Here is a 25,262-nt window from a genome sequence, read left to right as displayed (position 1 = left end):
CATGAACGACAGCACGAGCACGGACTTCCCCCTTTCCCGGGCCCAGCTCGGCATCTGGTTCGCCGACCAGGACGAGGTCCACGGGGGCCGCTACCAGATAGCGGAGTACTTCGACATAGCGGGACCGATCGACCCCACCGCCTTCCGCACCGCCTGGATCCGGGCATGGGAGGAGACCGAGGCGCTGCGCGTGGTGGTCAGGGACACACCGACGGGTCCACGCCAGTCGGTCCTGCTCGGGCCGTCGCCCGACATCCGGTTCCTGGACCTCACCACCGCGGAGGACCCCGAAGCCGCGGCGCTCGGCCGGATGCGGGACGACCTGGCCCGGCCGATCGACGTGACCCGCGAACCGGTCTTCACGGTGTGCCTGTTCCGCCTCTCCTCCCGGCGGTTCCTCTGGTACCAGCGCGCCCACCACCTGGCCGTGGACGGATTCGGGGCGGCGCTCTTCGCCCAGCGCGTCGCCGCCCGCTACGCGCAGGAGACGGGCGGCCCGCAGGCGGCCGCCCCTTCCTTCGGCTCGCTGGCCGAACTGCTGGCGGACGAAGAGGCGTACCGGGCCTCGGCCGCGTTCGACGCGGACCGGGACTTCTGGACGAACCGGCTCGCCGACCGGCCGCGGCCCGTGTCGCTCTCCGACCGGTCCTGGCAGCCGAACGCGCCGGTGCTGCGCCGTACGGCACGGATCCCCGCGGATCGGGCCGACCGGCTGCGCGCCGGTCTCGGCCGGTCCCTGGCCCCGACGGCGGTGGCGGCGTTGGCGGCCCAGCTGCACCTGGTGACGGGCGCCGAGGACGTCATCGTCTCGCTCCCCGTCACGGCCCGGCGGGGAGACGTCGCGCGGCGCACTCCCGGCATGCTGTCCAACACCGTTCCCCTCCGGCTGGCCGTGCACGGCGGCATGTCCTTCACCGACCTGACCCGCCAGGCGGCGGCCGTCATCAAGGAAGCACTGCCGCACCAGCGCTACCGCGCCGAGGACCTCCACCGCGACCTGGGCTTCGCCCGTGGCGAGCGCGGGGTCGTCGGCCCGATGGTGAACGTCATGACGTTCCCCTACACCTTCGCCGTCGGAGGCCACACCGCCGTCGCCCACAACCTCTCCAACGGCCCGGTCGGTGACCTCGCCGTCGCGGTGTGCGGCCGCCAGGACGGCGCGGGCCTGAGCCTGGACATGGACGCGAGCTCGGCACGGTACGCGGAAGGGGAGCTGGCCCATCACGAGCAGACCCTGCTCGCCCTGTTCCGCGCCGCGGCCGATGACCCGCAGGCCACCGTCGGCTCCCTCGCGGCGACCCCCGCCCCGCAGGCGGCCAGGGCTGGGGCCCCGGACCCGGACGGCCCCGGCGCACGGCCGGCGGCACGGCCGGCACCGCAGCGGGCCACCGTCCCGGAGCAGGCCGGGCCGGGTGGGACCGAGGCCGCCGAGGAGGCAATGGTCCAGCTGTTCCGGAGCGTCCTCGGAGTCGAGGGGGCGGCCGCCGACGACGCGTTCTTCGACCTCGGCGGCGACAGCATCACCGCCATCCAGCTCGTCTCCCGCGCCCGGGAGAAGGGGTGGGCCATCAGCCTCAAGCACGTCTTCGCCCGTGAGACGCCGCGCGAGCTCGCGAAGGTCGCGGTTCCCGTGGTCGAGGAGCAGGCGGCGGGGGGGCACGTCCCGCACGACGCCGTCACGGGGCCCGTCCCGGCGAGTCCGATCCTGAAGTGGCTGGAGGAGCTCGGCGGCCCGGTGGACGCGTACCAGCAGTCCCTGCTGATCCGTACTCCCGCCGGACTCACGCAGGACACCCTGCGGACGCTGCTGGCCGCCCTGACCGACCACCACGACATCCTGCGCGCCCGGCTGGTGGACGAGCACGGGTGGCGCCTGCACATCGCCCCGCCCGGCGGCATCGCCGTGGAGCAGCTCATCGAGCGCGTCGCCGTGGAGGACCGCTCGGACGAGGAGACCGTCGCACTCGCCGCCGCCCACGTCCGGCAGGCCGCCGAACGCCTCGACCCGCGGGCCGGCACCCTGCTCCAGGCGCGCCTCTTCGACGGCGGCCCGGAACGGCGGGGCATGCTGCTGCTGGTGGTCCACCACCTCGCTGTGGACGGCGCGTCCTGGTACACGCTGCTGCGCGACCTGGCCCTCGCCTGGGAAGCCCACGGGGAAGGCCGCCCCGTCGAACTCCCCCCGGTCGCGACCTCGTTCAAGCGGTGGAGCGAGCTCCTGACGGACTCGGCCCACGACGCCGGAAGGCTGGCGGAACTGCCCTACTGGCGCTCCGTGCTCACCCCGGACACCCCGTCGCTCGGGGAACGGCCCCTGGACCAGTCGGTGGACACGGCCGCGACCAGCACGCGCAGGCACCTGGTCCTCGACCCCGCCCGCACCGCTCCTCTGCTGTCCACGGTGCCGGCCGCCGTGCACGGCACGATCCCCGACGTGCTGCTCACGGCGCTGGCCCTGGCGATCCCGGCATGGCGCGGTGAACGAGGGCTCGCGCCTTCCCACGACGTCCTGCTCGACCTGGAGGGCCATGGCCGTGCCGACGGTTGCCACGAGGTCGACCTGTCCCGTACCGTCGGCTGGTTCACGAGCATGCACCCCGTCCGGCTGAACGCCGCGGACGCCGCCGGCGCGGCCCCCCGGGACGCCGTCCGGGCCCTCGCGCGGGTCAAGGAACAGCTGCGCGCCGTCCCGGGGGACGGGGTGGGCTTCGGCCCGCTGCGCCACCTCAACGCGGACACCGGACGGGAACTGCGCGGCCTGGCAAGGCCGCAGATCCTCTTCAACTACCTGGGACGGCTCCCCGGCGCCGAGGACGCCGACTGGAGCCCCGTACCCGCCGCCGACGTCCTGAGGGACGGGCGCGACCCCCGAGGCCCGGCCGGCCACGGGCTCACCATCGACGTCCTGGTCCGAGAGGCCGACGGCGGGCCCCGGCTGGAAGCCGGCTGGAGCGCTCCGGCCGGATGGCTCGGTGACGGAGCCCTGGACCGGCTGTGCACGCTCTGGGAAGAGGGCCTGGACGCACTCGCCGCCGCAGCCGCGGACCGCGAGGTCAGTCGGCACACCCCCTCTGACCTCTATCTCACCGGGCTCGGCCAGGACGAGGTCGACGACCTGGAAGCCGAACTGGAACGGTGGGCCTAGAACCTATGCGTACGTCCCGACTGGAAGACGTCTACCCCCTCACCCCGCTGCAGTCAGGGCTGTACTTCCACGCCCGGCTCGCCGGCGCGGCAGCCGACCTCTACACCGCACAGCTGACCCTCGACCTGTCGGGCCCGCTGGATCCGGAGCGCCTCGCCCGGTCCTGTACGACCGTCGTGCGGCGTCACGCCCCGCTCCGCGCCGGGTTCAAGACCCGTGCCACCGGCGACCCCTTGCAATTCGTCGTCCGTGACGCCGCGCCCCCGTGGTCCACGTCCGACCTGCGCGGGACGGACCCGGGCCGACGGGCCGCCCAGCGGGAGCGGCTGATCGCTGACGACCGCCGCCGGCCCTTCGACCTCGCCCGTCCTCCGCTCGTGCGCTTCAGGCTGATCCGGACCGCGGACGAGCAGTGGACCCTGGTGATGACCAACCACCACCTGGTCCTCGACGGCTGGTCGTTCCCCGTGCTGGTGCAGGAGATCTTCCGCGTCTACACCGACGGAGGGCAGGACTCCGGCTTCCCCGAGCCCGTCCCGTTCCGTTCCTACCTGGAGTGGCTGGCGGACCAGGACCACGCGGAGGCGGTGGCGGCCTGGCGGGAGTCCTTCGAGGGCTTCGACCAGCCGGCCATGGTGGCGTCCGGCGCTCCCGCGGTGCCCCCGGGACACCAGGAGCCGCCCCGCACCGTCGTCTCCGTGCTGCCGGAGGCGCAGACGCGGGCCCTCGGCGCCCTCGTCCGCGGTCAGGTCACCCTGAACACCGTGGTGCAGGGGGCGTGGGGCCTGCTGCTCGGCTGGATGACGGGCAGTCAGGACGTCGTCCTCGGGACCGTCGTGTCCGGCCGGCCTCCGGAGCTCCCCGGGGTCGAGTCCATGGTCGGACTGCTCACCAACACCGTTCCGGTGCGGGTGCGGCTCGACGCCGACGAGTCTGTGCCGTCCTACCTCGGCCGGCTGAGGGACGAGCAGGCGCGACTGCTGCCCCACCACCACCTGGGGCTCCAGGACCTGCACGAGCTGACGGGTCTGCCCGTGCTCTTCGACACGGTGACCGCCTTCGAAAACTATCCGGTCGACGCCGCCGTGGGCGACGAGCTGGCCCCGGGCATCAGGATGACCGGCGTGGACATCGCCGACGCGACCCACTACGCCCTCACCCTCACCATCGTCCCCGGCGCCGTGCTGGAGATACGCCTCGGCTATCAGCCCCACCTGATGACGGCCGAGAAGGCGCAGTCCTGGTCCGACCGGCTGGTCGGGCTGCTGGCGATGATGGCCGCGGCCGACGGGAGCACCCTCCAGGACCTGGTCCCCCTGCTCCCGGGCGAGCGGGAAGAACTCCTGGAGCGCTGGCACGGACCGGTCCGGGACGTTCCGGCGGGAACCCTGGCCGACGGGTTCGAAGCGCAGGCGGAGCGCACCCCCGACGCCGACGCGGTCGTCTTCGCGGGGTCCGTCGTCTCCTACCGGGAACTGAACGACAGGGCCAACCGGCTGGCGAGGCTCCTCGTCGGCCGCGGAGCGGGCCCGGGGGGCCGTGTCGCCCTGATGCTGCCCCGCTCGACCGACATGGTGGTGGCCCTGCTCGCGGCCCTGAAGTCCGGTGCCGCCTACGTCCCGGTGGATCCCCGCCTTCCCGCGGAGCGGGTGCGGTTCATGCTGGACGACGCGGCGCCCGACGTCGTGCTGACCACGCAGGAACTGCTGTCCGTCGTCGGAGCGGGCGTACCGGTCGTACCGGCCATCACCGTGCCGGAGGGCGGCGACGGCTTCCGCGCGCTGACGGAAGGACTGCCCGGCGGGAACCTGACGGACGGAGAACGCCTCACCGCACCGACGGCCGCCGACCCGGCATGGGTCGTCTACACCTCGGGGTCCACCGGCCGGCCCAAGGGCGTCGTGGCCGGCCACCGCTCCGTACTCAACCGGATCGCCTGGTACGCCGCCGAGTTCCCGTACGGCCCGGACGAGACGGTGATCGCCAAGACGACCCTCAGCTTCGTCGACGGATCCGTCGAACTGCTGGGAGCCCTCCTGAACGGCGCCCGGATCGCGCTCGCCGACGGCGAGACCGCCCGGAGCGCGATCGCCCTCGCCGAGATGGTCGAGGGCGCGGGACGGTGCCGGATCACGGTCGTCCCGAGCCTGCTGAGGGCGCTGCTGGAAGAGGCCGACCGGCGTGACCTGACGTCCTGCGGGCTCTGGGTGTCCAGCGGTGAGGCCCTCACCCCCGAACTGGTACGGCAGTTCCGCTCCCTCCTGCCGGGCGCGCGCCTGGTCAACTTCTACGGTTCGTCCGAGGCCGGCGCGGACAGCCTCTACGCCGAGGCCGACGGGCCCGACGTCCTCCTCGGCCGCCCCGTGTGGAACACCAGGACCTATGTGCTCGACGCCTGGCAGCGCCCGGTGCCCGTGGGAGTGGTGGGCGAACTGCACCTCGCGGGCGCCTGCCTCGCCGACGAGTACCTCAACCAGCGCGAACTGACGGCGGAGCGCTTTCCCGCGTGCCCCTTCGGGGAGGCCAGCGGGCGGATGTACCGCACGGGCGACCTGGTCAGCCGTCGCCCCGACGGACAGCTCGCATTCCACGGGCGCGTCGACGGACAGGTCAAGATACGGGGCTTCCGGATCGAACCGGGCGAGATCGAGGCGGTCCTGGCGGCCCACCCGGACGTGGAGGCGGCGGTGGTCGTCGACCGCCCCGACGCCGAGGGCAGGCCCCGGCTGATCGCCTACGTCGTCCCCGCACAGCAGGGCGGGCCGCCGGACGGAGCGGAACTGCGCGCGGATCTGCTCGGGCAGCTCCCCGAGTACATGGTTCCCGCGCTGGTCCTCCCGCTTCCCGAGGTGCCGCTGACCGGGAGCGGCAAGATCGACCGCAAGTCCCTGCCCGCTCCCGACTTCCAGTCGGCCTCGTCCGGCCGCGCAGCGCGGACGGGGCGGGAAGAGCTCCTGTGCGGACTCTTCGCCGAGGTGCTGGGGCTCGACCGGGTGACGATCGACGACTCCTTCTTCCACCTGGGCGGACACTCGCTGCTGGCCACGCGGCTCATCGGGCGGATCCGGCGGGAGATGGGGGTGGAAGTCGCCCTGCGCACCCTCTACGAGGCCCCGACGGTCGCCCGCCTCGCCGAGAACCTCGAGGAGCGGCCCGCGGCCGTACGTCCAGCGCTGGGGCCGGTGGAGCGGCCGGAAGAGTTGCCGCTGGCCCCGGTCCAACGTCGGCTCTGGTTCCAGAACAGGCTGGAGGGCGCGAACGGCAACTACAACATGCCGATGGCGCTGAGGCTGACCGGCCGTCTCGACCGGGCCGCCCTCCACCGGGCCGTCAACGAGGTCGTCGCCCGGCACGAGAGCCTGCGCACGGCCTTCCCCGACTGGGACGGCGTTCCGCAGCAGGTGGTGCTCGAACCGGACGAGGCGCACGTCGAGCTGCCCCTCCGGGTGACGACCGAGGAAGACCTGCCGGACCTGCTGGCCGCCGAGGCCCGCCATCCGTTCGACCTCACCGGGGAGACACCGGTACAGGCACGTCTGTTCGAGATCGGGGAGGACGAGAACGTACTCCTGCTGGTGGTGCACCACATAGCCTGCGACGGCTGGTCGCTCACCCCGCTGGCGAGGGACATCGCCCTCGCCTACGCCGCGTCGGCCGCCGGCGTCCGGCCGGCGTGGACCGACCTCGCCGTGCAGTACCCGGACTACACCCTGTGGTCCCACGCGCTGCTGGGCGAAGCCGACCGGCCGGAGTCGGAGCTCAACCGCCAGACCGGGTTCTGGACGAGGGAACTGGCCGGCTTGCCAGACCGGTTGACGATTCCTGCCGCGGCCGAGCGCCCGGAGACCCCCTCGTACCGGGCCGGGCAGCTGGACGCCCGGATTCCCGAGTCCGTCCAGGAGCGCCTGCACGCGCTGGCGGCCCGGTGCGGCGTCAGCATGTTCATGGTGTGCCAGGCCGCACTGGCAGCCCTGCTCACCGAACAGGGCGCGGGCACGGACGTGGCGATCGGGACACCGGTCGCCGGGCGCACCGACGAGGCGCTCGACGACCTCGTGGGGTTCTTCGTGAACACACTGGTGCTCAGGACCAGGACGGACGGGAACCCTACGTTCCGAGAGCTGCTGTCGAGGGTCCGCACCACCGACCTCGCGGCGTACGCCCACCAGGACGTGCCCTTCGACCACGTCGTCCAGGCGGTCAACCCCGTCCGGTCGGCGGGCCGCCATCCGCTGTTCCAAGTCATGCTCGCCTTCCAGAACAACGTGCTGCCCGACCTGTCGCTGCCCGGCCTTGAGGTCAGGACCGAGCCGCTGGCGGACCAGCCGGCCCGGTTCGACCTGCGGTACGAGCTGGCGGACCGCCGGACCGCCGACGGCACGCCCGACGGCATCGAGGTCCGCCTCGCCTACGCGACCGACCTCTTCACCGTCACGGCGGCGCAGGAGCTGCTGCACGGGTACACGGCCCTGCTGGAGCGGGTGGCCCAGGACCCCGAGTCCGTCGTGGGCGCGGCGGCTGGCGGCTGACGACGCGGACACCCGCACACGAGGACGGCCCGCCGACGCGTTCGGCGGGCCGTCGCCGTTCCGCCCCGCGGACCCGCACCGTACCCGGACAGACGGAAAGGCCCGTCCGGCCGAGCTGAACGCTCGGCCGGACGGGCCTGGTGCGTGCGGGTCCCCGGCAGGGACCCCGTTCGAGGGCGTGTCCGCTCACCCGGCCCGGTGGGAGACCGCGCCGGACAGCCTGTCCGCGATCCGGGGGCCGATGTCGGCCACGGCCGCCGGGCCGGTCATCTCGCCGTGCGTGCAGGCGACGTCCACGGTCCGCACCCGACCCGTCAGGTAGGGGGACCAGTCCTCGGCGGACGGGGTGCCGTCCGTCCGGCCGACCGCGGCGGTGAAGAGGAGCAGGTCACCGTCGAACACGGCGGGCCGGAAGCCGTGAGCCAGGACGATGTTCCGCCGGAACGTCTTGGCCATGGCCATGACCTGCTGCTCCTCCAGATCGGCGAGGACGCCGCCGACGCCGCCGACGGCGTCGGCGGCCTCGGCGAACTCCGCAGCGGTCATCGCACCCCCGGATGCGCCGGGCACCTCGTACCCCAGGGACACGAGCAGCTCCCGGAGCCCGTCCGAGGAGAGCGCGTCGGGCACGGCCCGGTCGTACAGCGGATAGGCGTCGAGCACCGCGAGCAGGGCGACCGTCTCACCGGACTCCTGGAGGAGCGTTGCCATGGCCTGGGCCACGAGCCCTCCGAACGACCAGCCGACCAGGTGATAAGGGCCGGCCGGCTGCACCGAACGGATCAGGCGTACGTAGCCCGCGGCCACCTCTTCGACGCCCGCCGCCGGCTCACCACCGGCGAGCCCCGCGTCCTGCAGCGCGTAGACGGGCCGATCGGTCCCGACGTGCTGCAGCAGCCCCGAGTAGACCCACCCGACGCCCGCGGCGGGGTGGACGCAGAACAAGGGCGCGGCCGTGCCGGTGGCGCGCAGGGGAAGCAGCCCCGCGAACGGGTCCCCGCCCTGATCGCGGCCCAGCAGCGGTGCGAACCGTGCCACCGTGGGAGCCTCGAACAGGCTGCGCACCGTCAGCCCGGTACCGAACACCGCCCGGATCCGGCCCATCAGCCGGATGGCGGCGAGCGAGTGGCCGCCCTGCTGGAAGAAGTCGTCGTGGATGCCCACCGCCCGCACCCCGAGCACCTCGGCGAACAGGCTGCACAGCACGTCCTCGACGGGGTCGCGCGGGGGGGTGAAGGCCTGGGCGGTCCGTGCGCGCGGAGCCGGCAGGGCCGCCCGGTCCAGCTTCCCGTTGGGCGTCAGCGGAAGCGCGTCGACGACGACGAACTGCGACGGCACCATCTGGCCCGGCAGGCGCAGAGCGGCTTCTCGCCGCACGTCCTCGGTGAACAGACCGGGGTCGGACCAGTCCCCGCCGACGGTCGCGGGCGCCCCGTGCGCCTCGGCCCGGCCGCGGGGCGCGGTCCCCGCCGCCCGGTGCCGGACCGCGTAGACGGTGACCAGCCCGGTGTCGGCGAGCATGTGCTGCCCGTCGACGGAGACGTGGTACCCCCTGGCCTCCAGGTGCCGCCGGATCCAGTCGACCTGACCGGGCAGGTCGTGGGCCTCGATGACGAGTTGGCGGACGAGGGGCCAGTGCTCCTCGCGCAGCCCGAGCAGGACTTCCCGCTCGCTCTTCTCCGCGTCGATCTTCAGGAGGTCGATCCGGTCGACGCCGGTCTCCTCGATGACGTCCGAGAGCGTCCGCAGGGCACAGGTGACGTCCACGTGCCTGAGCCGCTCGGTCAGCAGGCTGTCCAGGTCGGCTTCGTTGCCGGGAGCGGCAGGCTCGTCCCCCGGAGTCTCGTTGCGGACGAACGCCTCCAGCACACCGCGCTCCTCGGAGAGGTCGCCGAACCGTCCCGACATGATCGACAGCTGCGGGTAGTAGGTGAACGCGGCGCTCCCCGACCGCTCCGCGATGCCGCAGGGGAACAGTCGTGCGTCGACGCCGTGGATCCGCGTGTTCAGCTCGAGCAGGCGGAACAGCTGCGGGATGGGCTCGAACGAGTAGACGACGCTGCCGGGGCAGGACCGGGCGACCGAGAGCGCGAACAGCCCGATGTGGGCACCGACGTCGAAGACACGGGCGCCCTCCGGCAGGACGATGCCGTGCCGCTGGTACTCGTGTCCCTCGAAGATCTCCCGGTAGAGGAAGTCCGTCTCGGCCGCGTTGTTCGCGGCGATCGCCATGCCGTTCGGAAGGGTGTGCAGCTCACCGGCCTCGAGGGCCCCCTCGCCCTCGAGCCGGCACAGGTTCCGCAGGGACGCCGCGGCGACGGGGTCGGGGACGACGTGGGCGACCAGCTGTGTGCCGCCGCGGCCGTCCGGCGCGGGGGTCACCACGGCCTCGGCGACTGCGGGATGCCGCAACAGCACGGCTTCGACCTCGCCGGGTTCGATCCGGACACCCCCCACCTTGACCTGGTGGTCGGTGCGCCCGGCGTAGTGGACGGCCCCGTCCTCGCGGATGCGGGCGAGGTCCCCGGTGCGGTACATGCGGGTGCCGGGGGGGCCGAACGGGTCGGGAAGGAAGCACTCGGCCGTCAGCCCGGGCCTCTTCACGTACCCCGTCGCCAGCTGGACGCCCGCGATGTACAGCTCTCCCGTCACACCGGGGCCGACCGGACGGAGATCGGGGTCCAGGACGTAGAGCTGGGTGTTCCACACGGGCCTGCCGATCGGGACCGGACCCGGCTCGTCGTCCGGCCGGCACTGCCAGTAGGACACGTCCACGGCGGCCTCGGTGGGCCCGTAGAGGTTGTGCAGCTCCGCGTCCAGCACGGTGAAGAACCGGTCCCGCAGCTCGCCCGAGAGCGCTTCACCGCTCGCGAACACCCGGCGCACGGTGGTGCACAGCCTCGCGGTCGGCTCGTCGGTGAACAGCCGCAGCATGGACGGCACGAAGTGCAGGGTGGTGATCCGCTGAGTCCGGATCACCTCGGTGAGGTAGGCGGGGTCGCGGTGCCCGTCCGGGGCGGCGAGCACGAGGCACGCCCCCACGCACAACGGCCAGAAGAACTCCCACACCGACACGTCGAAGCCCGCAGGGGTCTTCTGGAGCACGCGGTCGTCGTCGCCGAGCGGGTACTCGGCCTGCATCCAGCGGAGACGGTTCACGATCGCGGCATGGGACACCGCGACGCCCTTGGGACGTCCGGTGGATCCCGAGGTGTAGATGACGTATGCCGTGTCCAGCGGGTGCGGGGCCGGGAGGGGCCGGCCCGCGCCGTCCGCAAGGGCCGGCCCGGCCGTCCCGCCGACGTCGTCGGCGGTGAGCACCAGCAGCGGCTCGGCGTCTTCGACCATGTGCCGGACCCGCTCGTCCGGGCCGTCCGGATCGAGCGGCAGGTACGCGGCCCCGGTCTTGTGCACGGCGTACAGCGCGATGACGAGTTCGACCGAACGCGGTATGGACACCGCGATGACGGTCTCGGGACCCGCCCCCTTCGCCACGAGCGACACCGCCAGCCGGTGCGCCCTCCCGTCGAGCTCGGCATAGGTCAACGAGACTCCGTCGGCGATGAGCGCGACGGCCTCGGGAGTCCTGGCCACCTGGGCCGAGAACAGGTCCGGCAGGGTCTCTGCCGTCATGCCGTGAGCTGACTTGTCGCCCATGACGTCACTTCCCAATACTGTTGGACTGATGGCCGGGCCGGGCCGCGGCCGGGTCCTGGGCCTGCCTCACCGGCAGGTCGTAGACCCTGCGGATACTGGTGCCGAGCCGGTTGATGTCCGCTCCGTACACATGGATGGAGACGGTCCGGCCGGCGGCCGTGCTGCGGACGTCGTGGATGTCGCCCGGCGGAGCGAGGGCCGCCACGGCGCCGACCCCGCTCGTGGTGGTGTCCACGGCGAGGAGGTGCGGCTGCTCCGGACTGCCGCAGAGGCGGTAGACGGTCTCCTCTTCGGCACCCTCGTGGATCCCTATGACGCACCAGCACACGTGATCGTGCACGGGCGTGCGCTGACCCGCCAGCCAGACGAGCGCGACGACGGAGAAGGAGCCGTCCACCTCGACGTGCAGGACGTGCTGCCGGTAGCCGTCCCGGTCGGCCTCCCGCTGGGCGGGGGTCAGGAGGCCGGCACGGCCCAGGTGCGGGGCGAGCGCCGCCGCCACTTCCCGGCCCGTCTCCTCGGCCGACGCCCCCGGGCGGGCGCGCAGCGCCGCCCGGACGTCCTCGACGAGCCGGTGTAGGCGGGGGGTCCCCGGCGAGGAGGGCACGTGTTCCGCCTCCGTACGCGCAGACGCCGCCCCGGGCCCTTCCCCGACAGCACGCTGAACCGCGTTCACCTGCATTGCTGACTCCTTTCGCTTCACTGCTGACGGCGGCTCCGAGAGCGGGCCATACGGTTCTGCTGCTGCTGACGTCGTGAGCCGGCACGGCTGCGCACCTCCTCGAGCGAGTTCTTGGCGTCCCCCGCGGGGGCGGCGCCCCCGCCGTCCACCAGCGCCGCCAGGCGGGCGACGGTCAGGGACTCGTAGAGCTGGGCGACCGTCAGGGACGTGCCGAGCGACTTGTTGACGGTGGAGACGAGCTGAATGGCGACCAGGGAACTGCCGCCGAGGTCGAAGAAGCTGTCGTCGACGCCGATCTGATCGATGCCCAGCAGTTCCTGCCACATCGCGCAGAGACGACGCTGCACCGTGCCGTGCGGGGCCGCGTAGGCACTGGGCACCTCCGGCCGCGGGTGCACCGTCTGGGGTGAACCCAGGCCGCTCAGCCTCGCGTCGGCGTCCTGGTCCTGGCCGCCCAGGGTGAAGGCGTTCTCGATCAGGTGGCGGGCATCGACGGGCGTGACGATCAGCTGGGGCTCGTGAGAGCCCGACAGAGCGCGCTCCAGCGCCTCGATGGCGTCGGCGGGGGCCATGCCGCGCTCGGCCACGTCCTTGCCGCGGGCCTGCGCCAGGACGTTGCCCGGATCCGTCGTGACGGCCATGCCGACCTCCTGCCACGGACCCCAGTCCACCGTGAGCACGCGGGGTGAGGACTCCGCGCCCGCCGCGCGGGACCGGGCATGGGCGTCGAGGAAGCAGTTGGCCGCCACGTAGTCCACGAGCCCGAAGTCGCCCACGTTGGCGGAGTTGGAACCGAACAGCACCATGAAGTCCGGGTTCACCGGAGCGAGGGCCCGCTCGAGGTTGAGCGTTCCGCCGACCTTCGGAGCCATCACCGCGGCGGCCTCCTCCAGGGTCTTGAGCTGCGCGAGCCCGCCGCCGACGACCCCCGCGGCGTGGAACACGCCGTCGATCCGCCCCCAGGCGTCCGTGATCCGGGACACCGCCGCCTCCGTCTGCGCGCGATCGCAGACGTCCGCCGCGACCACCAGGACCTCGGCACCCAGTTCCCTGATCTCCCGCAGCTTCTGGACGACCCCGGAGGACGGGGCAGCCCCCGCGGCCCGACCGCCCGCCCCGTCCTCTGCGGGGACGGGAGTGCGGGCCAGCAGGGCCAGCCTGCGGCCGGGCCGGGACAGATGGGCCGCGAGCGCGAGTCCGAGCCCACCGGTGCCGCCCGTGATCAGGTAGACACCGTCCTCGCGCAGGGCCGACGTCCCGTCCTCCACGGGAGGCAGCGGAGCGGGCGCGTAGGTCTGGGACCAGCGGTGCGGTCCCCGGTGCGCCACCGCCGCGTGTGCCGGCGGTACGGCGAACTCGGCGACCAGCCGGGCGGCGTGCACGTTCACGGGCGAGCCGTCCACGACGATGTCGACGCTGCGACACGCCAGCCCGGGGTGTTCCCGGGGAACGACCCGGCACGGCCCGAGCACGGTGGCCTTGAGCGGCATGAGCGGCTCGGACCCGGTCACGTCCTGGATCCCGTTGGTCACCACCCACACCGACCGCTGGGCCCCGTCGGCCAGCCGGCTGAGGGCCTGCGAGAGCGACAGCAGGCTGTTGAACCCCAGCCACAGCTCCTCGGAGTCCTCCCGGGGCGCCTCCTGCGGCGCGGGGCCGTCGGTGACGCCCCAGCAGTGGGCGACGAACGCGGGTACGGGACCGTCCTGGGCCAGGGCCCGCACTAGGCGGCCGTGGTGCGACGGGTCACGCGGGTCGATCGTGAACCCGCCGTCGTCCCGCCGCTCCCACACGGACCCCGCCGAGACCGTCGTGACCGCGGCACCGGAGGCCCGCAGACGAGCCGCCACAGCCGCGCCGAGCCCCAGGCCGTCGGTGAACACCAGCCAGCGCTCGCCGGCGCGGTCGGGCCGCGCGGGCGGCAGGGCCGTGCGCTCCCAGGAGGGGACCTGGAACCAGTCCGTGACATCGGGCCGCCGCCGTGCGTGTCCGGGCTGCTCGGCGGCCGCGCGCGTGCGCCGCTCCAGCCAGTACCGCTGCCGCTGGAACGGGTACGTGGGCAGGCCGACGCGCCGGCGCCGCTCGTGCCCGTGGACGCCGGCCCAGTCCGGTTCGCAGCCGTGCAGCCACAGTTGACCGAGCGCGCGCTGTGCCGCCTCCACCGGGTGCCGCCCGTCCCGCCGGTGCGGCAGCGTGGCGGTGACCAGGCGTGCGGTACCACCGGTGAGGACGCGCCGCGCCAGGCTGCTGAGCGTGGTCCCGGGACCCAGCTCCAGGAGCACCAGACCGGGATCGGCGGCCAGGGCGTTCACCCCGGCGGCGAACTCGACCGGGCTCAGGATCTGCCGGCCCCAGTACCAGGGGTCCTGCGCCTGCTCGGCGGTGATCCAGGTACCCGTCACGTTCGACACGAAGCGCACCGCGGGCTCCCGGCGGGGGACCGCCGCGACCGCCGCCACGAACTCCTCGACCATCGGCGCCATGAGGGCCGAGTGGAAGGCGTGCGACGTCGCCACCGGGTGGGTGGCGATCCCGAGGGCCGCGAGCCGCCCGGCGAAAGCGGCCACGTCCCCGTCCGGTCCGGCCACCACGCAGTCCTTCGGGCCGTTGTGGGCGGCGAGCGAGAGGCCCTCCGGCAGCAGGGCCAGGAGGGAGTCGCGGTCCGCCACCACGTTCAGCATGGAACCCCGCTCCCGGCGCTGCATCAGTGCCCCGCGGAGCACGACCAGGCGCAGTGCGTCCGGCAGGGTGAACACGCCCGCCAGGCAGGCCGCGACGAGTTCGCCGAGGCTGTGCCCGAGCAGTGCCTCGGGCTTCACGCCCCACGACTCCCACATCCGGGCGAGGGCGTACTCGAGGACGAACAGCGCGGGCTGCGCGGCTTCCGTCCGGTTCAGCGCGGCGGCCGCCTGCGCCGACTCGCGGTCACCGAGGAGGTGGTCCCGTACGCTCGTACCGCTTCCGCTCTCGGCCAGTGCCCCGATGCAGGCATCGACCGCCCGGCGGAACACCGGCTCCTGGGCGTACAGCTCGGCCGCCATGCCCGGGTACTGGCCCCCCTGCCCGCTGAGCAGGAACGCCACGCCCGGCCGGCCGCCCTCGTGGTGACCGTCGACGACCCGTGCGGGGTCGCCGGCCGCCAGGGCGTCCGCCACGGCCGGACCGTCCGGGCCCGTGACGATGCGGCGCACCGGGAAGACGTGGCGCCCCACCGCCGTGGTGTAGGCGGCGTCGGGCAGGGGCGTCCCGGTGCGCAGGGCCCCCGCCACGCGTTCACCGAGCTCGTCCAGCGCCTCCTTGCTGCGGGCGGAGAGCAGCAGCAGCTGCGAGGAGCGGGCCGACACCTCGGGGGCGGGCGCGGCCGGCGCCTCCGCCAGTACGACGTGGGCGTTGCTGCCACCGAAGCCGAAGGCGCTCACCCCGGCCAGGCGGGGACGCCGCGACCGGGGCCACGGGGCGCGCTCGCGCTGAACGGCGAACGGGCCGGCCGCGAAGTCGATGGCGGGGTTGGGCGACTCGAAGTGCAGGGTCGGCGGCAGTGTCTCGTGCCACAGGGACAGCACCGTCTTCAGCAGCCCGGCGATGCCCGCCGCCGCGTCCAGGTGGCCGATGTTCGACTTGAGGGAGCCCAGGGCCACGGTGCCGGCCGGCACCCCTTCGTAGGCCTGGGTCAGGGCGCGGATCTCGATCGGATCGCCCATGACCGTACCCGTGCCGTGTGCCTCTACGTAGCCGACGGCCGACGCCGGGACGTCCGCGTCGCGAAGGGCGGCGCGGATGACCTCCGTCTGGCCCGCCACGGTCGGCGCCGTGAACCCGACCTTGACCGCGCCGTCGTTGTTGACGGCGGAACCCTTGATGACCGCGTACACGGTGTCGCCCGCCTCCAGCGCGTCGCCGAGGCGCTTGAGGGTGACCACCCCCGCCCCGCTGCCGAACAGCGTCCCTGCGGCCCGGGAGTCGAACGGCCTGCAGTGGCCGTCGGGGGAGAGGAAGGACCCCTCCTGGTGGAGGTAGCCCTGGTTCTGTTCCGCGTTGATGAACACCCCGCCGGACAGGGCCATGTCGCATTCCCCGTCGCGCAGCGAGCGGCAGGCGAGGTGGACGGCGACGAGCGAGGTCGAACAGGCGGTGCGCAGCGAGACGCTGGGGCCGCGCAGATCGAGCTTGTACGAGACGCGGGCGGCCAGGAAACCCAGTTCGTTGCCGAGGAGGACCTGTGTCCCGCCGGTGGTGTCGACGACTTCGGGGTTCGAGTAGACGTTGGCGAGGTAGTTGTTGGTGCCGGCTCCGCCGAACACGCCGACGCGCCCGTTCACCTGGGCCGGGGTGTAGCCGGAGTGCTCCAGAGCCTCCCAGGCGGTCTCCAGGAACACGCGGTGCTGCGGATCCATCGTCTCCGCCTCGCGCGCGGTGTACCCGAAGAATCCGGCGTCGAACCCCGTGACGTCGTCGAGGCAGGCGCCCGCCGGCACGAAGTTCGGCTGGGCGACGGCCTCGCGCGACGCACCGGCCGCGATCAGCTGCTCCTCGGTGAAGAACGAGACGGACTCCACTCCGTCGCGGACGTTCGCCCAGAACTCGTCCAGATTGCGGGCGCCGGGAAAACGCCCGGCCATTCCGACGATCGCGATGTCGCGGTCTGCGTGCTGCCCGAACTCGTGGTCTGCCACTGTTTCTCCGTCATCAGAACAAGACAAGAAGGGGGTCCCGCCGTCGCCGACCCGTTCCCGGCGGGGAGCCGGTTGGCAGGGGGCGAGGGGCCAGGGGCGGGAGGGATCAGGAGGGTTCGACCATCCGGCTGCGCCCGGTCAGGTTGAGGAGGACCGTCTGGTCGGGCCGGATCCGGCCGGCCGCCGCCTCGTCGCGCACCGCCACGACCGTGGCCGCCGAGGCGTAGCACACGTCGATCTCCTCGAGCTCCGCGAGCATGCGCCGCGCCTCGACGAGGTCCTCGCGGGGGGCCCGGACGATCGATCCCCCGGTCTTCGTGGCGATGGCGTGCAGGTACGGGTAGTAGGGCGAGCCGTCACCGAGGAGGATGGCCGTCGCCAGTCCCGACGGCTGTTCGATCACGTCGTCCGCGGTGAGCTCGGTCCGGCCCTCGGTCCAGGCGTTGGCCGCCGGCGCGCAGGACTCCTCCTGGACCATGAGGAACCGCGGCATCCGGTCGAGCTCGCCGAGGGCCAGGTACTCGCGCATACCCTTGTGCGCGGCGAGCATGCCCATGCCGCTGCTGACGGCCTGCACCACGACGTCGGGAGTGCGGTCCATCGCGTCGAGGGCCTCCAGGTAGGCCAGCTTGAGACCCTCCCGCCGAGCCCAGTTGAAGAACCCGGCGTCGAGGTGGAGCCCGTGCGCGGCGGCGAACCGGCGGGCCTCGGCGGACGCCTCCACGTAACTTCCAGGCACCACGGTCAGAGTGGTCCGCTCGTCCCGCGCCACGACGTGGTTGCGGACGAAGTCCTCGCCGCAGAAGAAGGTCCCGCGCATCGCCGGGTCCATCAGGACCGCCCGGGCGAGGGCGGTCGAGCTGTTCCCCGTGCTCGACGCGACGAACTCCTTCACTCCGAACTGGCGCAGAACGGCCGGTACGAGCGAGGCGAGACGGTCCTTGGTGGTACGCGTAGGCTGCCGGGACTCGTCCTTGACCCACAGGCCCGGGACCCCGATGGCCGCTCCGAGGCGCGGCGCCGGCCGACAGGGCGTCCTGTTGGTCACGCCGCTGTCGAGGAAATCCCTCGACGTCAGCGGCAGGAGGTCGAAGTAGACCTGTTCGGGGTCCGCGTGGTCGTACCGGTTCAGCCGCTCCAGCGAGTAGCGGGGCTCCAACGCACCCGAGCAGCTCGGACATCGGTACACGAGTGCGGGCGGGAACGCGCTCTCACAGAGCAGACAGACCAGGACGAACTTCTCGGCCGCTTCGGCGTGCTTCGTGGCAACCATGGAGGATGCGGGGTCCCTTCAGAGCGTGGGGTGCAGCGGGGCACAAAGGAGGCAGGGAGACGAGAACGCCCCCCGGTCCGGACCGGGGGGCGTTCTCGTGCGCGGAAGCGGATCAGCCTTCGCCGTTCCAGGAGCGCCAGAGGGCCGCGTAGGGCCCGTTCGCGGCGGTGAGCTCGTCGTGCGTGCCGAGCTCCACGATCCGGCCCGCCTCCATGACCGCGACGCGGTCGGCGTCATGGGCGGTCTGCAGGCGGTGCGCGATGGCGATGACGGTGCGGTCCGAGCGTACGGCTGCCATGGCCCGCTCGGCCTGACGGGCGGTCGTGGGATCCAGCAGCGCCGTGGCCTCGTCGAGGATCAGCGTGTGCGGATCCGCGAGCTGGACCCTGGCGAGCGTGAGCTGCTGGGCCTGCGAGGCCTCCAGTTCGACTCCGCCCGAGCCCAGCAGGGTGTCGAGCCCGTCGGGAAGGTCCCGTACCCAGTCGGCTTCCATCATGGCGAGCGCCTCGAGGATCGCGTCGTCGTCGGCGTCCGGGGCCGCCATCGTCATGTTGTCGCGGAGGGTTCCGATGAACACGTGGTGTTCCTGCGTGATCAGGACGATCCGGGTACCCAGCTCGCCGGCCGCGGCCAGGTCGGCGACCTTCACACCGCCGACCAGGACGTCACCGGCGTCGGGCAGGTCGACACCGGACAGCAGCCTGCCGAGGGTGGACTTGCCGGCTCCCGAGGGACCGACCACAGCCAGCCGCTCGCCCGGCTGCACCAGCAGGCCGACATCGGTCAGCACGTCCTGCGCACCCGTGTAGGAGTACCGGACCCCGCTGACCGTGATGCGGTCGTCCTCGGGCCGGCGGACGTCGGACCGCGGCTGCTCCGCCACCAGGCCGACGCCCTTGATCCGGGCGAACGACGCCCCGCTGCGCTGGAGCTGTTCGACCCAGGCGAGCGCACGGTCGAGGGGGTCGACCAGCTGCCACATGTAGAGGCTGCCGGCGACGACCGCGCCCAGGCTCAGGGTCCCGTTCAGGTAGCCGAGGCCGCCCACCAGCAGGATGAGCGCCATGGGCAGGGAGTGGGCGAACTCCGTGACGGGGAACAGCACGGTCCGCAGACGCAGGGTCCGCACGCCCGCGGCGTACGTCGTGTCGATGGCCTTGTCGATCCTGCCGTTCTGCCGTCGGCGCAGACCGAAGGCCTCGACGGTCCGGGCGCCGTGGGCGGTGGCGTTCAGGGCTTCGGCCACGCCGCCCGCGGCCGCTCCCTCGGCGAGGTACGCGTCCCGGGCACGGGCGAGGTACCAGCGGCTGACCCACCACACGACGGGCAGGCCGACGAGCGAGCACAGCCCCACGAGGGGGTCGAGGAGGAACACCGCGACGAAGATGAACAGCACCTGGACGCCGGCGATGAAGACGTCGGGCGCCGCGTTGCGCAGCGTGGCGGCCACGGTGCCGACGTCCAGCGACGAACGCGTCACCAGGTCGCCGGTGCTGACCCGGTCCACGACGCGCCCCGGGAGCGCGAGCGCGCCGTCGATGACTTCCTCGCGGAGGCGGGCGAGGGCGCGCTCGCCGAAGCGGTGCGAGAAGTAGCGTGCGTAGCGGATCAGGACCAGCTGCGCCACGGCGAAGGCGAGGACGGCGGCCGCCATTCCGTCCACCTGGGAGACCGTCATGTCCCCGGCCTCGATCCGGGTGACGATCCGGCCCAGCAGCCAGGGGCCGGCCAGTCCCGCGAGGGAGGCGAGGCAGGTCAGGACGAGTATGCCCGCCATGGAGCGTCCGTCGTCCTTCAAGAGCTGCCAGCTGGCCCGGCGCACCGTCGCGGCGTCGGCGACGGGGAGGGTCCTGGCCTCGTCGGCATGACTCATCGGGTGTCTCCTTCTCGGGCCTGCGCGGCACCGGCCGCGGGGACGCCGTCGCCGTCCCCGCGGAACACGAGCGCCGCGTAGCCGGGCTGGGTGGCGAGCAGTTCGCCGTGACTGCCGGTGGCCGCCACCTTTCCGTCCACCAGGTAGACGACCTCGTCCGCGTGGCCGAGCAGGAGCGGGGACGAGCTGACGACGAGGGTGGTCCGCCCCTGGCGGAACGCGCCGACCCGGGTCGCGACAGTGGCCTCGGTGTGGGCGTCCAGGGCCGACGTGGGTTCGACGAGCACCAGTACGTCGGGATCGGCGAGCAGCGCCCGCACGAGACGGAGCCGCTGCCGCTGTCCTCCCGAAACGTTGCGGCCCTGACTGTCCAGACGGGAGTCCAGACCGTCGGGCATCGACGCGACGACGTCCTGTGCCACGGCCGCGTGCAGCGCGCGCTCGATCTCCGCGGGGGAGTGGCCGTCGCGGACGGACAGAGCGGATTCGAGCGGTCCGCTGAAGAGGTAGGAGTCGTTGTCGGACACCAGGAGTCGGCTCCGCAGCGAGGCGGGTTCGATGTCGGACAGGCTGGTGCCGCCCCAGGTGGCGGCGGAGTCCTGGTATCCCGCCACCCGGTCGACCACGGTCCGGGCCTCGTCGGGCCGGGCGCTGACGAGGGCGGTCAGCCGCCCCGGCCGCAGCGTCAGCCCGGACTCCGGGTCGTGCAGCGGGGCGGGTTCGCCGGGCGCCGCCACGCGTGCGGCGTGCTGGTCGACGTCCGGCTCGAGCGCCAGGATGTCGACCACGCGACGTGCGGACACGAGGCCGCGGGGGAGGTCGTCCGCACCCTCGATGAAGAAGGACACCGGGACCAGGAGCGCCGCCACGTATCCGTACACGGCCACGAGTTCGCCGACCGTGATCGAACCATCGGCCGCCATGCGCGCGCCGAGCCACGTCACCAGCGCCAGGAAGAGGAGCGGCAGACACGCGCCGAGCGCCTGTACCCAGCTCGTGAGCGAGGCCACCCGGTACCCGAGTGGGACCAGGGACTGGGAGCGTTCGCGGTAGCGGCGTGCGAAGAGCGGCTTGCCGCCGATGCCGTTCAGCACGCCCAGCCCGGTGACCATGTCGCCGGCGAGCGCGGTGAGCGTTCCCTGCTGTTCCCGGTAGTCGCCCTCGGCCCCGTGCAGCCGTTCCAGGAGGGGACCGACGGTGACCGCGAGCAGCGGGACGCCGAGCAGGACGACGACCGCCAGGACGGCCGAGATGTTGAACAGGAGGACGGCGGTGGCGATGTAGGCGACCGCCGCCCCGACCCCGGGGCCCGTGATGGTCAGCGTCTGGGCGATCCGGCTGATGTCACCCGCCTGGAGATGGGTCAGCTCCCCCGCCGAAACGTGGCGCGGCAGGGTGGAGCCGAGACGGGTGACGTGCCGGGTGATGACCTGGACCGTCCGGTAGGCCGCGTCCATCCGGATGAAGGTCATGGTGCGGTGGCGCAGGATCCCGAGGACCGCGATGGCGGCCCCCGCCGCGAGGACCGCCGCCACCCAGCCCACCAGCGCGCCGGTGTCCCGCGCCCGCAGCCCTTCGTCGATCGTCCTGGACATGAGGTAGGGCGGCAGCATCAGGGCGCACATCCAGGTGCTGCCCCACAGGGACCCGAGGAGGACCCGTTTGCGCTGCCTCACTATCAGCCACCACAGGAAACGCAGCGGGCTGTGGTGGTCGGGTTCCCCGGGGTCGCTGTAGGGGACCCGGTGCGCGAAGCCGGGCAGGTCTGGTCCGTCGGTCATCTCGGTCGTCCTTGTGTTGGTTCAGATCGGCAGACACCACTGTGTCGGCATGGGCTGCGGGAGCGAATCTGTCCGGGAGCGCGGTCCGTCCGCCCCCGCCGCGGCGGGGGCGGAGACCGGCAGGTGCCGCCGGGAGACGGCATGGGGACATGAAGACGTCACCGACGGTCCGTCGTCCTTCGCGGTGAGGACGACGGGGCCGGCGGAGACTGGTGAGGGGCACGGGCGATGCCCGGCGGAAGGAGCGCGACCGACAGCGCAGGTCACGCAGGGCCCCGGATCGCTGGAGGTACGGTCGGACGGGGCGGAGTCTCTGCGCTGCGCACAATGCGCCAGCGTGAGATCCATATTCTTAGTGCGACCCGGGCTTGTCAACGCCTGATTCCCGGTGAGTGTCCGAACGGCGCCGCGCGAGCGGTCGGCGGCCGGGCCTGCCGTCGAGGTGATGGCGGGCCCGGCCGCGTGGCGGCCGACGGCTCAGTGGTCGCCGCGGGGCCCGGCCGAGGTGGGCGCGTTCGACGGGGGGACCACCAGGTCGCCCCGCAGCAGCCCGCTGCCCTCGGGCGCGTCCGCGGGATCGTGCCCGGTCAGGGACACCCGGTTGTGCTCGTCGACGAAGACGACCCGCGGCTTGAGGCCACCGGCTTCCTCATCGGACACCTGGGCGTAGGCGATGATGATGACGAGGTCTCCCGGGCTGATGAGCCGGGCCGCGGCACCGTTGATTCCGATGATCCCGGAGTTCCGAGGTCCTTCGATGACGTAAGTGGACAGCCTGGCCCCGTTGTTGATGTCGACGATGTCGACCTTCTCGCCGGGAAGCAGGTCGGCCTCTTCCATCAGATCGGCGCTGATGGTCAGGGATCCCACGTAGTGGAGGTCGGCCTGGGTGACGGTGGCCCGGTGGATCTTGGACTTCATCATGGTGCGGTACATGCTGGTCAACCCTCGAATCGTGACTGGGATGAACGGGCCGCCGCGCTCGACGGCGACGGCGTGAAGAATGCGGCGGCCCGTCCCGCGGAAACCACGGGACGGGCCGCTGAGCGGCACGGTCTCTCCGGCCAGGTGAAGTCCTGCCCGCGGATTCCCGGGTCGGTTCGGAACTCGGGACCGGGTTTCGGCAATGGGGCAGGAAGGCGCAGTGGGCGACGGTTGGCCCACGGGGCCGACTATAACCGGCGGTGTGGCGGTGCCCGCCCCGGCCGCTGCGGTCCGATCGGAGTGAACCTCTTGACAGGTTCATGGGCGGGCTAAGAATATACACGTCAAAGTGGCGGAACTGTGCCGTCGTTCAGTGGCCCGCGGTCCGGGCGACGTGGCCGCGGAGTGTCGTCGAGCCGGATGGCGGGCCCGTCCGGAGCCTCCGGCCTCCGCACTGTTCCGATCCTCTGCCGCTGTTGCGGCCGTCCCTGATTCCGGGACTCCCGGCGTGGATCCTCGCAGGTGCCGGAAACTCTCCGAAGACCAGAAAGTACCCCTGTGTCCAAGTTGTCTCTTGTTTGCGTTCCCTTCGCGGGCGCCGGTGCGTCCTTCTTCCGTCCGTGGCGGTCTCACGCGGCCCCCGACATCGAGCTGGTGCCGGTGCAGCTTCCGGGGCGTGAGCGGCTGATCGAGCAGGAGCCGGTGCGGAGCATCCACGAGGCGGTGACCACCGTCGTGCCCCAACTGCTGTCGAGCGTCGAGGGGACACGGGTGGCGCTCTTCGGGCACAGCAGTGGTGGCGTCCTGGCCCTGGCGCTGGCCCGGGAACTCGCGGCGCGGACCGATGTGGAGGTGGTCCGGCTCTTCGTCAGCGGCGCGCCCGGGCCCGGCCTGCGCCGGGCCCGGCACGCGACGGGTCTGCCGGACGAGGAGTTCATCGAGCGCGTGGAGGAGTTCGCGGGATACCGCCACCCGGCCCTGGGCAACCCCGAGATGCGGGAGCTGATCCTGCCCGCGCTCCGCGCCGACGTGGAGATGTACGAAGGGTTCGTCCACGATCCGGCCGTCTCGCTCCCCGTCCCGATTACGTCGCTGCGCGGCCGGGACGACGACAACGTGACCCTCGCCGAGGCGCGGGACTGGTCGAACGTCACCAGCAGCGGCTTCGAGTTCGTGGAAATGGAGGGCGGACACATGTACCTGAACCAGTCGGCGCCCGAAGTGCTGCGCGTCGTCCGCCAGGCCACCGGTATCGCGGCCTGAAGCCCCGGCGCGCGCGATGGCGCGGCCGGGCAGGAGCTCCCGCGGCCGGCCCGGCGTTACCCCCGGCCGAGGACCGCGGTCACCTCGCGGCGGGTGGCCTCCGACAGGAGGGGTGCCCAGGACGTGAACAGCTCCAGCAGGGCCGCCCCGTTGTGCTCGCGGAACGACTCGTTGACCTTGGTCAGGTCCAGCTCGTTGGCCGCCGTGAGCTCGGCGAAGTCGCGGCGCCGCTGCGGAGACGGCGTGAACACCTCACCGGTGAACCGGTCCCGGAAGGTCGCCGCCGCCCCGTCGGCGGCGAGGCCGGCGTAGGACGACTGGCGGTCGCAGCTGGCGTAGAAGTACACGAGCTCCTCCGCCTCCGTACCGATCGCCCCGCCAAGCGGTCGCGCTCGGACAGCTCCAGCAGCACCAACGGCAGCCCGTCGGTCCCGTAGAAGGCGTGGCACAGTCCCGCGGTCCGCAGTGCCGGCCGGGCGCCCCACGCGGCGAGCAGCGCCTCGACGCGCAGCAGGTGGGTCAGGAGCGTGCCACCGGAGTGCTTGGTCGTCTCCGCCCCCACCTCCTTGAGCAGGGCCAGAGCCGGCGAATCGGTGTGCTGGTCGTCGCTGTGCATCATGGGCCCATCATGACGAGCTCCCTGCCCCGGCGTACACCGGAACCGGCATGCGGACACCGGCCCTCCATGGCTCCTCGCCGTTGGCGCCGCCCGTGCGGCGGGACCTCGGCCGAAGTTTGATCTTCGCCGTCGAGCCACTTGGGCTGCCCTCGGCGTTGCGCAGCCCGCACCCACTCATGGCGTCGACTAGCAAGGTGAAGATGTCGTCACCGGCTGTCCGCAGGCTGCGCAACTGCTCGGGCGAGGGGATGACGGCCCTCTTGGCGTCGTAGACCGGCGCTTGTACACCGAGCAGCGAGTTGTCCTCGAAGATCCCGAGGCGGTGAGCGTCGAGCAGGATCGCCTTGAGCTTGTCGAACACATTCGACTGTGTCGCTAGGCCGACGCTGTTCCTCTCCATGGTGCCTATGAACCCGTCGACGACCTTGTGGTCGACGGTGCCCATTCGGCGGCTGGCGAAGACCGGATAGAGGTGGTGCTGCAGCAGCGAGTCGAGGTGGTTGATGGATGCCGGAGCCAGGTGGCGTTGGCCTTGCTTCCACTCGGTGGCGTAGTCGTCGAACCGCATCTGGCCGTATCGCGCGATGCGCTCAGCCTTCGACTGGTTCGCCGGCTTGGAGGCCTTCTGGTTGTGGATCTCCAACAGGCGCTCGTACGCCTTGTCCTTCTCGGTGAAGCCTGACTCCTCGCTCTGCTTGCCGAAGGCATTGCGGTACCGGATCTTCCAGCCATGGGCACACTTCGGCCAGTAGGAGGGCGCGTGCCCGCAGTCCTTGAAGACCGTGCCCATGCCGTGGAAGGGTGTCGTGGCCGCCATGGTGGTCGGACTCCTTGGCTCGCGAT

11 protein-coding genes and 2 pseudogenes are annotated in these 25,262 nt (G+C 72.5%); 3 read left to right on the top strand and 10 right to left on the bottom strand.

Annotation, left to right across the window (positions count from 1 at the left end; all coding sequences use genetic code 11):
• Position 1: 1 nt before the first annotated feature.
• Positions 2–3,145, top strand: coding sequence for a condensation domain-containing protein (locus ACZ597_RS28410; protein ID WP_471335725.1), 3,144 nt, complete (start codon positions 2–4; stop codon positions 3,143–3,145).
• 5 nt (positions 3,146–3,150) lie between these two features.
• Positions 3,151–7,674, top strand: coding sequence for an amino acid adenylation domain-containing protein (locus ACZ597_RS28405; protein ID WP_471335722.1), 4,524 nt, complete (start codon positions 3,151–3,153; stop codon positions 7,672–7,674).
• 186 nt (positions 7,675–7,860) lie between these two features.
• Here ACZ597_RS28405 and ACZ597_RS28400 read toward each other — a convergent pair.
• The 7 genes and pseudogenes from ACZ597_RS28400 to panD form a co-directional block, all read right to left on the bottom strand.
• A pseudogene (locus ACZ597_RS28400) lies at positions 7,861–11,295 on the bottom strand (amino acid adenylation domain-containing protein); the annotation flags it as partial.
• Between the two features lie 40 nt (positions 11,296–11,335).
• A complete protein-coding gene (locus ACZ597_RS28395; protein ID WP_471335719.1) occupies positions 11,336–11,938 on the bottom strand; it encodes a cysteine dioxygenase family protein in 603 nt (200 codons plus the stop codon).
• A 92-nt stretch (positions 11,939–12,030) separates the two neighbouring features.
• Complete coding sequence (locus tag ACZ597_RS28390; RefSeq protein WP_471335716.1) at positions 12,031–16,686, bottom strand: type I polyketide synthase; 4,656 nt, start codon at positions 16,684–16,686, stop codon at positions 12,031–12,033.
• A 106-nt stretch (positions 16,687–16,792) separates the two neighbouring features.
• Entirely contained in the window at positions 16,793–17,959 is a 1,167-nt protein-coding gene (locus ACZ597_RS28385) for a threonine synthase (protein WP_471335713.1), read from the bottom strand.
• Between the two features lie 112 nt (positions 17,960–18,071).
• Positions 18,072–19,832, bottom strand: a complete 1,761-nt coding sequence (locus ACZ597_RS28380) for an ABC transporter ATP-binding protein (RefSeq protein WP_471335711.1) — start codon at positions 19,830–19,832, stop codon at positions 18,072–18,074.
• Positions 19,829–21,613 (bottom strand): ABC transporter transmembrane domain-containing protein, encoded by a 1,785-nt coding sequence (locus tag ACZ597_RS28375; protein ID WP_471335708.1) that lies wholly within the window; start codon positions 21,611–21,613, stop codon positions 19,829–19,831. Before ACZ597_RS28375 ends, ACZ597_RS28380 begins: the two co-directional genes overlap by 4 nt.
• 477 nt (positions 21,614–22,090) lie before the next feature.
• Positions 22,091–22,549, bottom strand: a complete 459-nt coding sequence (gene panD / locus ACZ597_RS28370) for an aspartate 1-decarboxylase (RefSeq protein WP_471336008.1) — start codon at positions 22,547–22,549, stop codon at positions 22,091–22,093.
• A gap of 510 nt (positions 22,550–23,059) precedes the next feature.
• Here panD and ACZ597_RS28365 point away from each other — a divergent pair.
• Positions 23,060–23,800, top strand: coding sequence for a thioesterase II family protein (locus ACZ597_RS28365; RefSeq protein WP_471335705.1), 741 nt, complete (start codon positions 23,060–23,062; stop codon positions 23,798–23,800).
• A 56-nt stretch (positions 23,801–23,856) separates the two neighbouring features.
• Here ACZ597_RS28365 and ACZ597_RS28360 read toward each other — a convergent pair whose 3' ends face one another.
• From ACZ597_RS28360 to ACZ597_RS28350, 3 genes and pseudogenes are all read right to left on the bottom strand, one after another.
• Positions 23,857–24,147 carry a hypothetical protein gene (locus ACZ597_RS28360; RefSeq protein WP_471336026.1) on the bottom strand — a complete coding sequence of 97 codons (291 nt, stop codon included), beginning with the start codon at positions 24,145–24,147 and terminating at the stop codon, positions 23,857–23,859.
• 89 nt (positions 24,148–24,236) lie between these two features.
• Positions 24,237–24,416: pseudogene (locus ACZ597_RS28355) on the bottom strand (DUF6817 domain-containing protein); the annotation flags it as partial.
• Between the two features lie 10 nt (positions 24,417–24,426).
• Positions 24,427–25,236 (bottom strand): hypothetical protein, encoded by an 810-nt coding sequence (locus ACZ597_RS28350; RefSeq protein ID WP_471335702.1) that lies wholly within the window; start codon positions 25,234–25,236, stop codon positions 24,427–24,429.
• Between the last annotated feature and the right edge of the window lie 26 nt (positions 25,237–25,262).

This window comes from Streptomyces sp. NPDC040718 (assembly GCF_055593565.1).
This window is presented reverse-complemented; position numbering and strand designations above follow the sequence as displayed.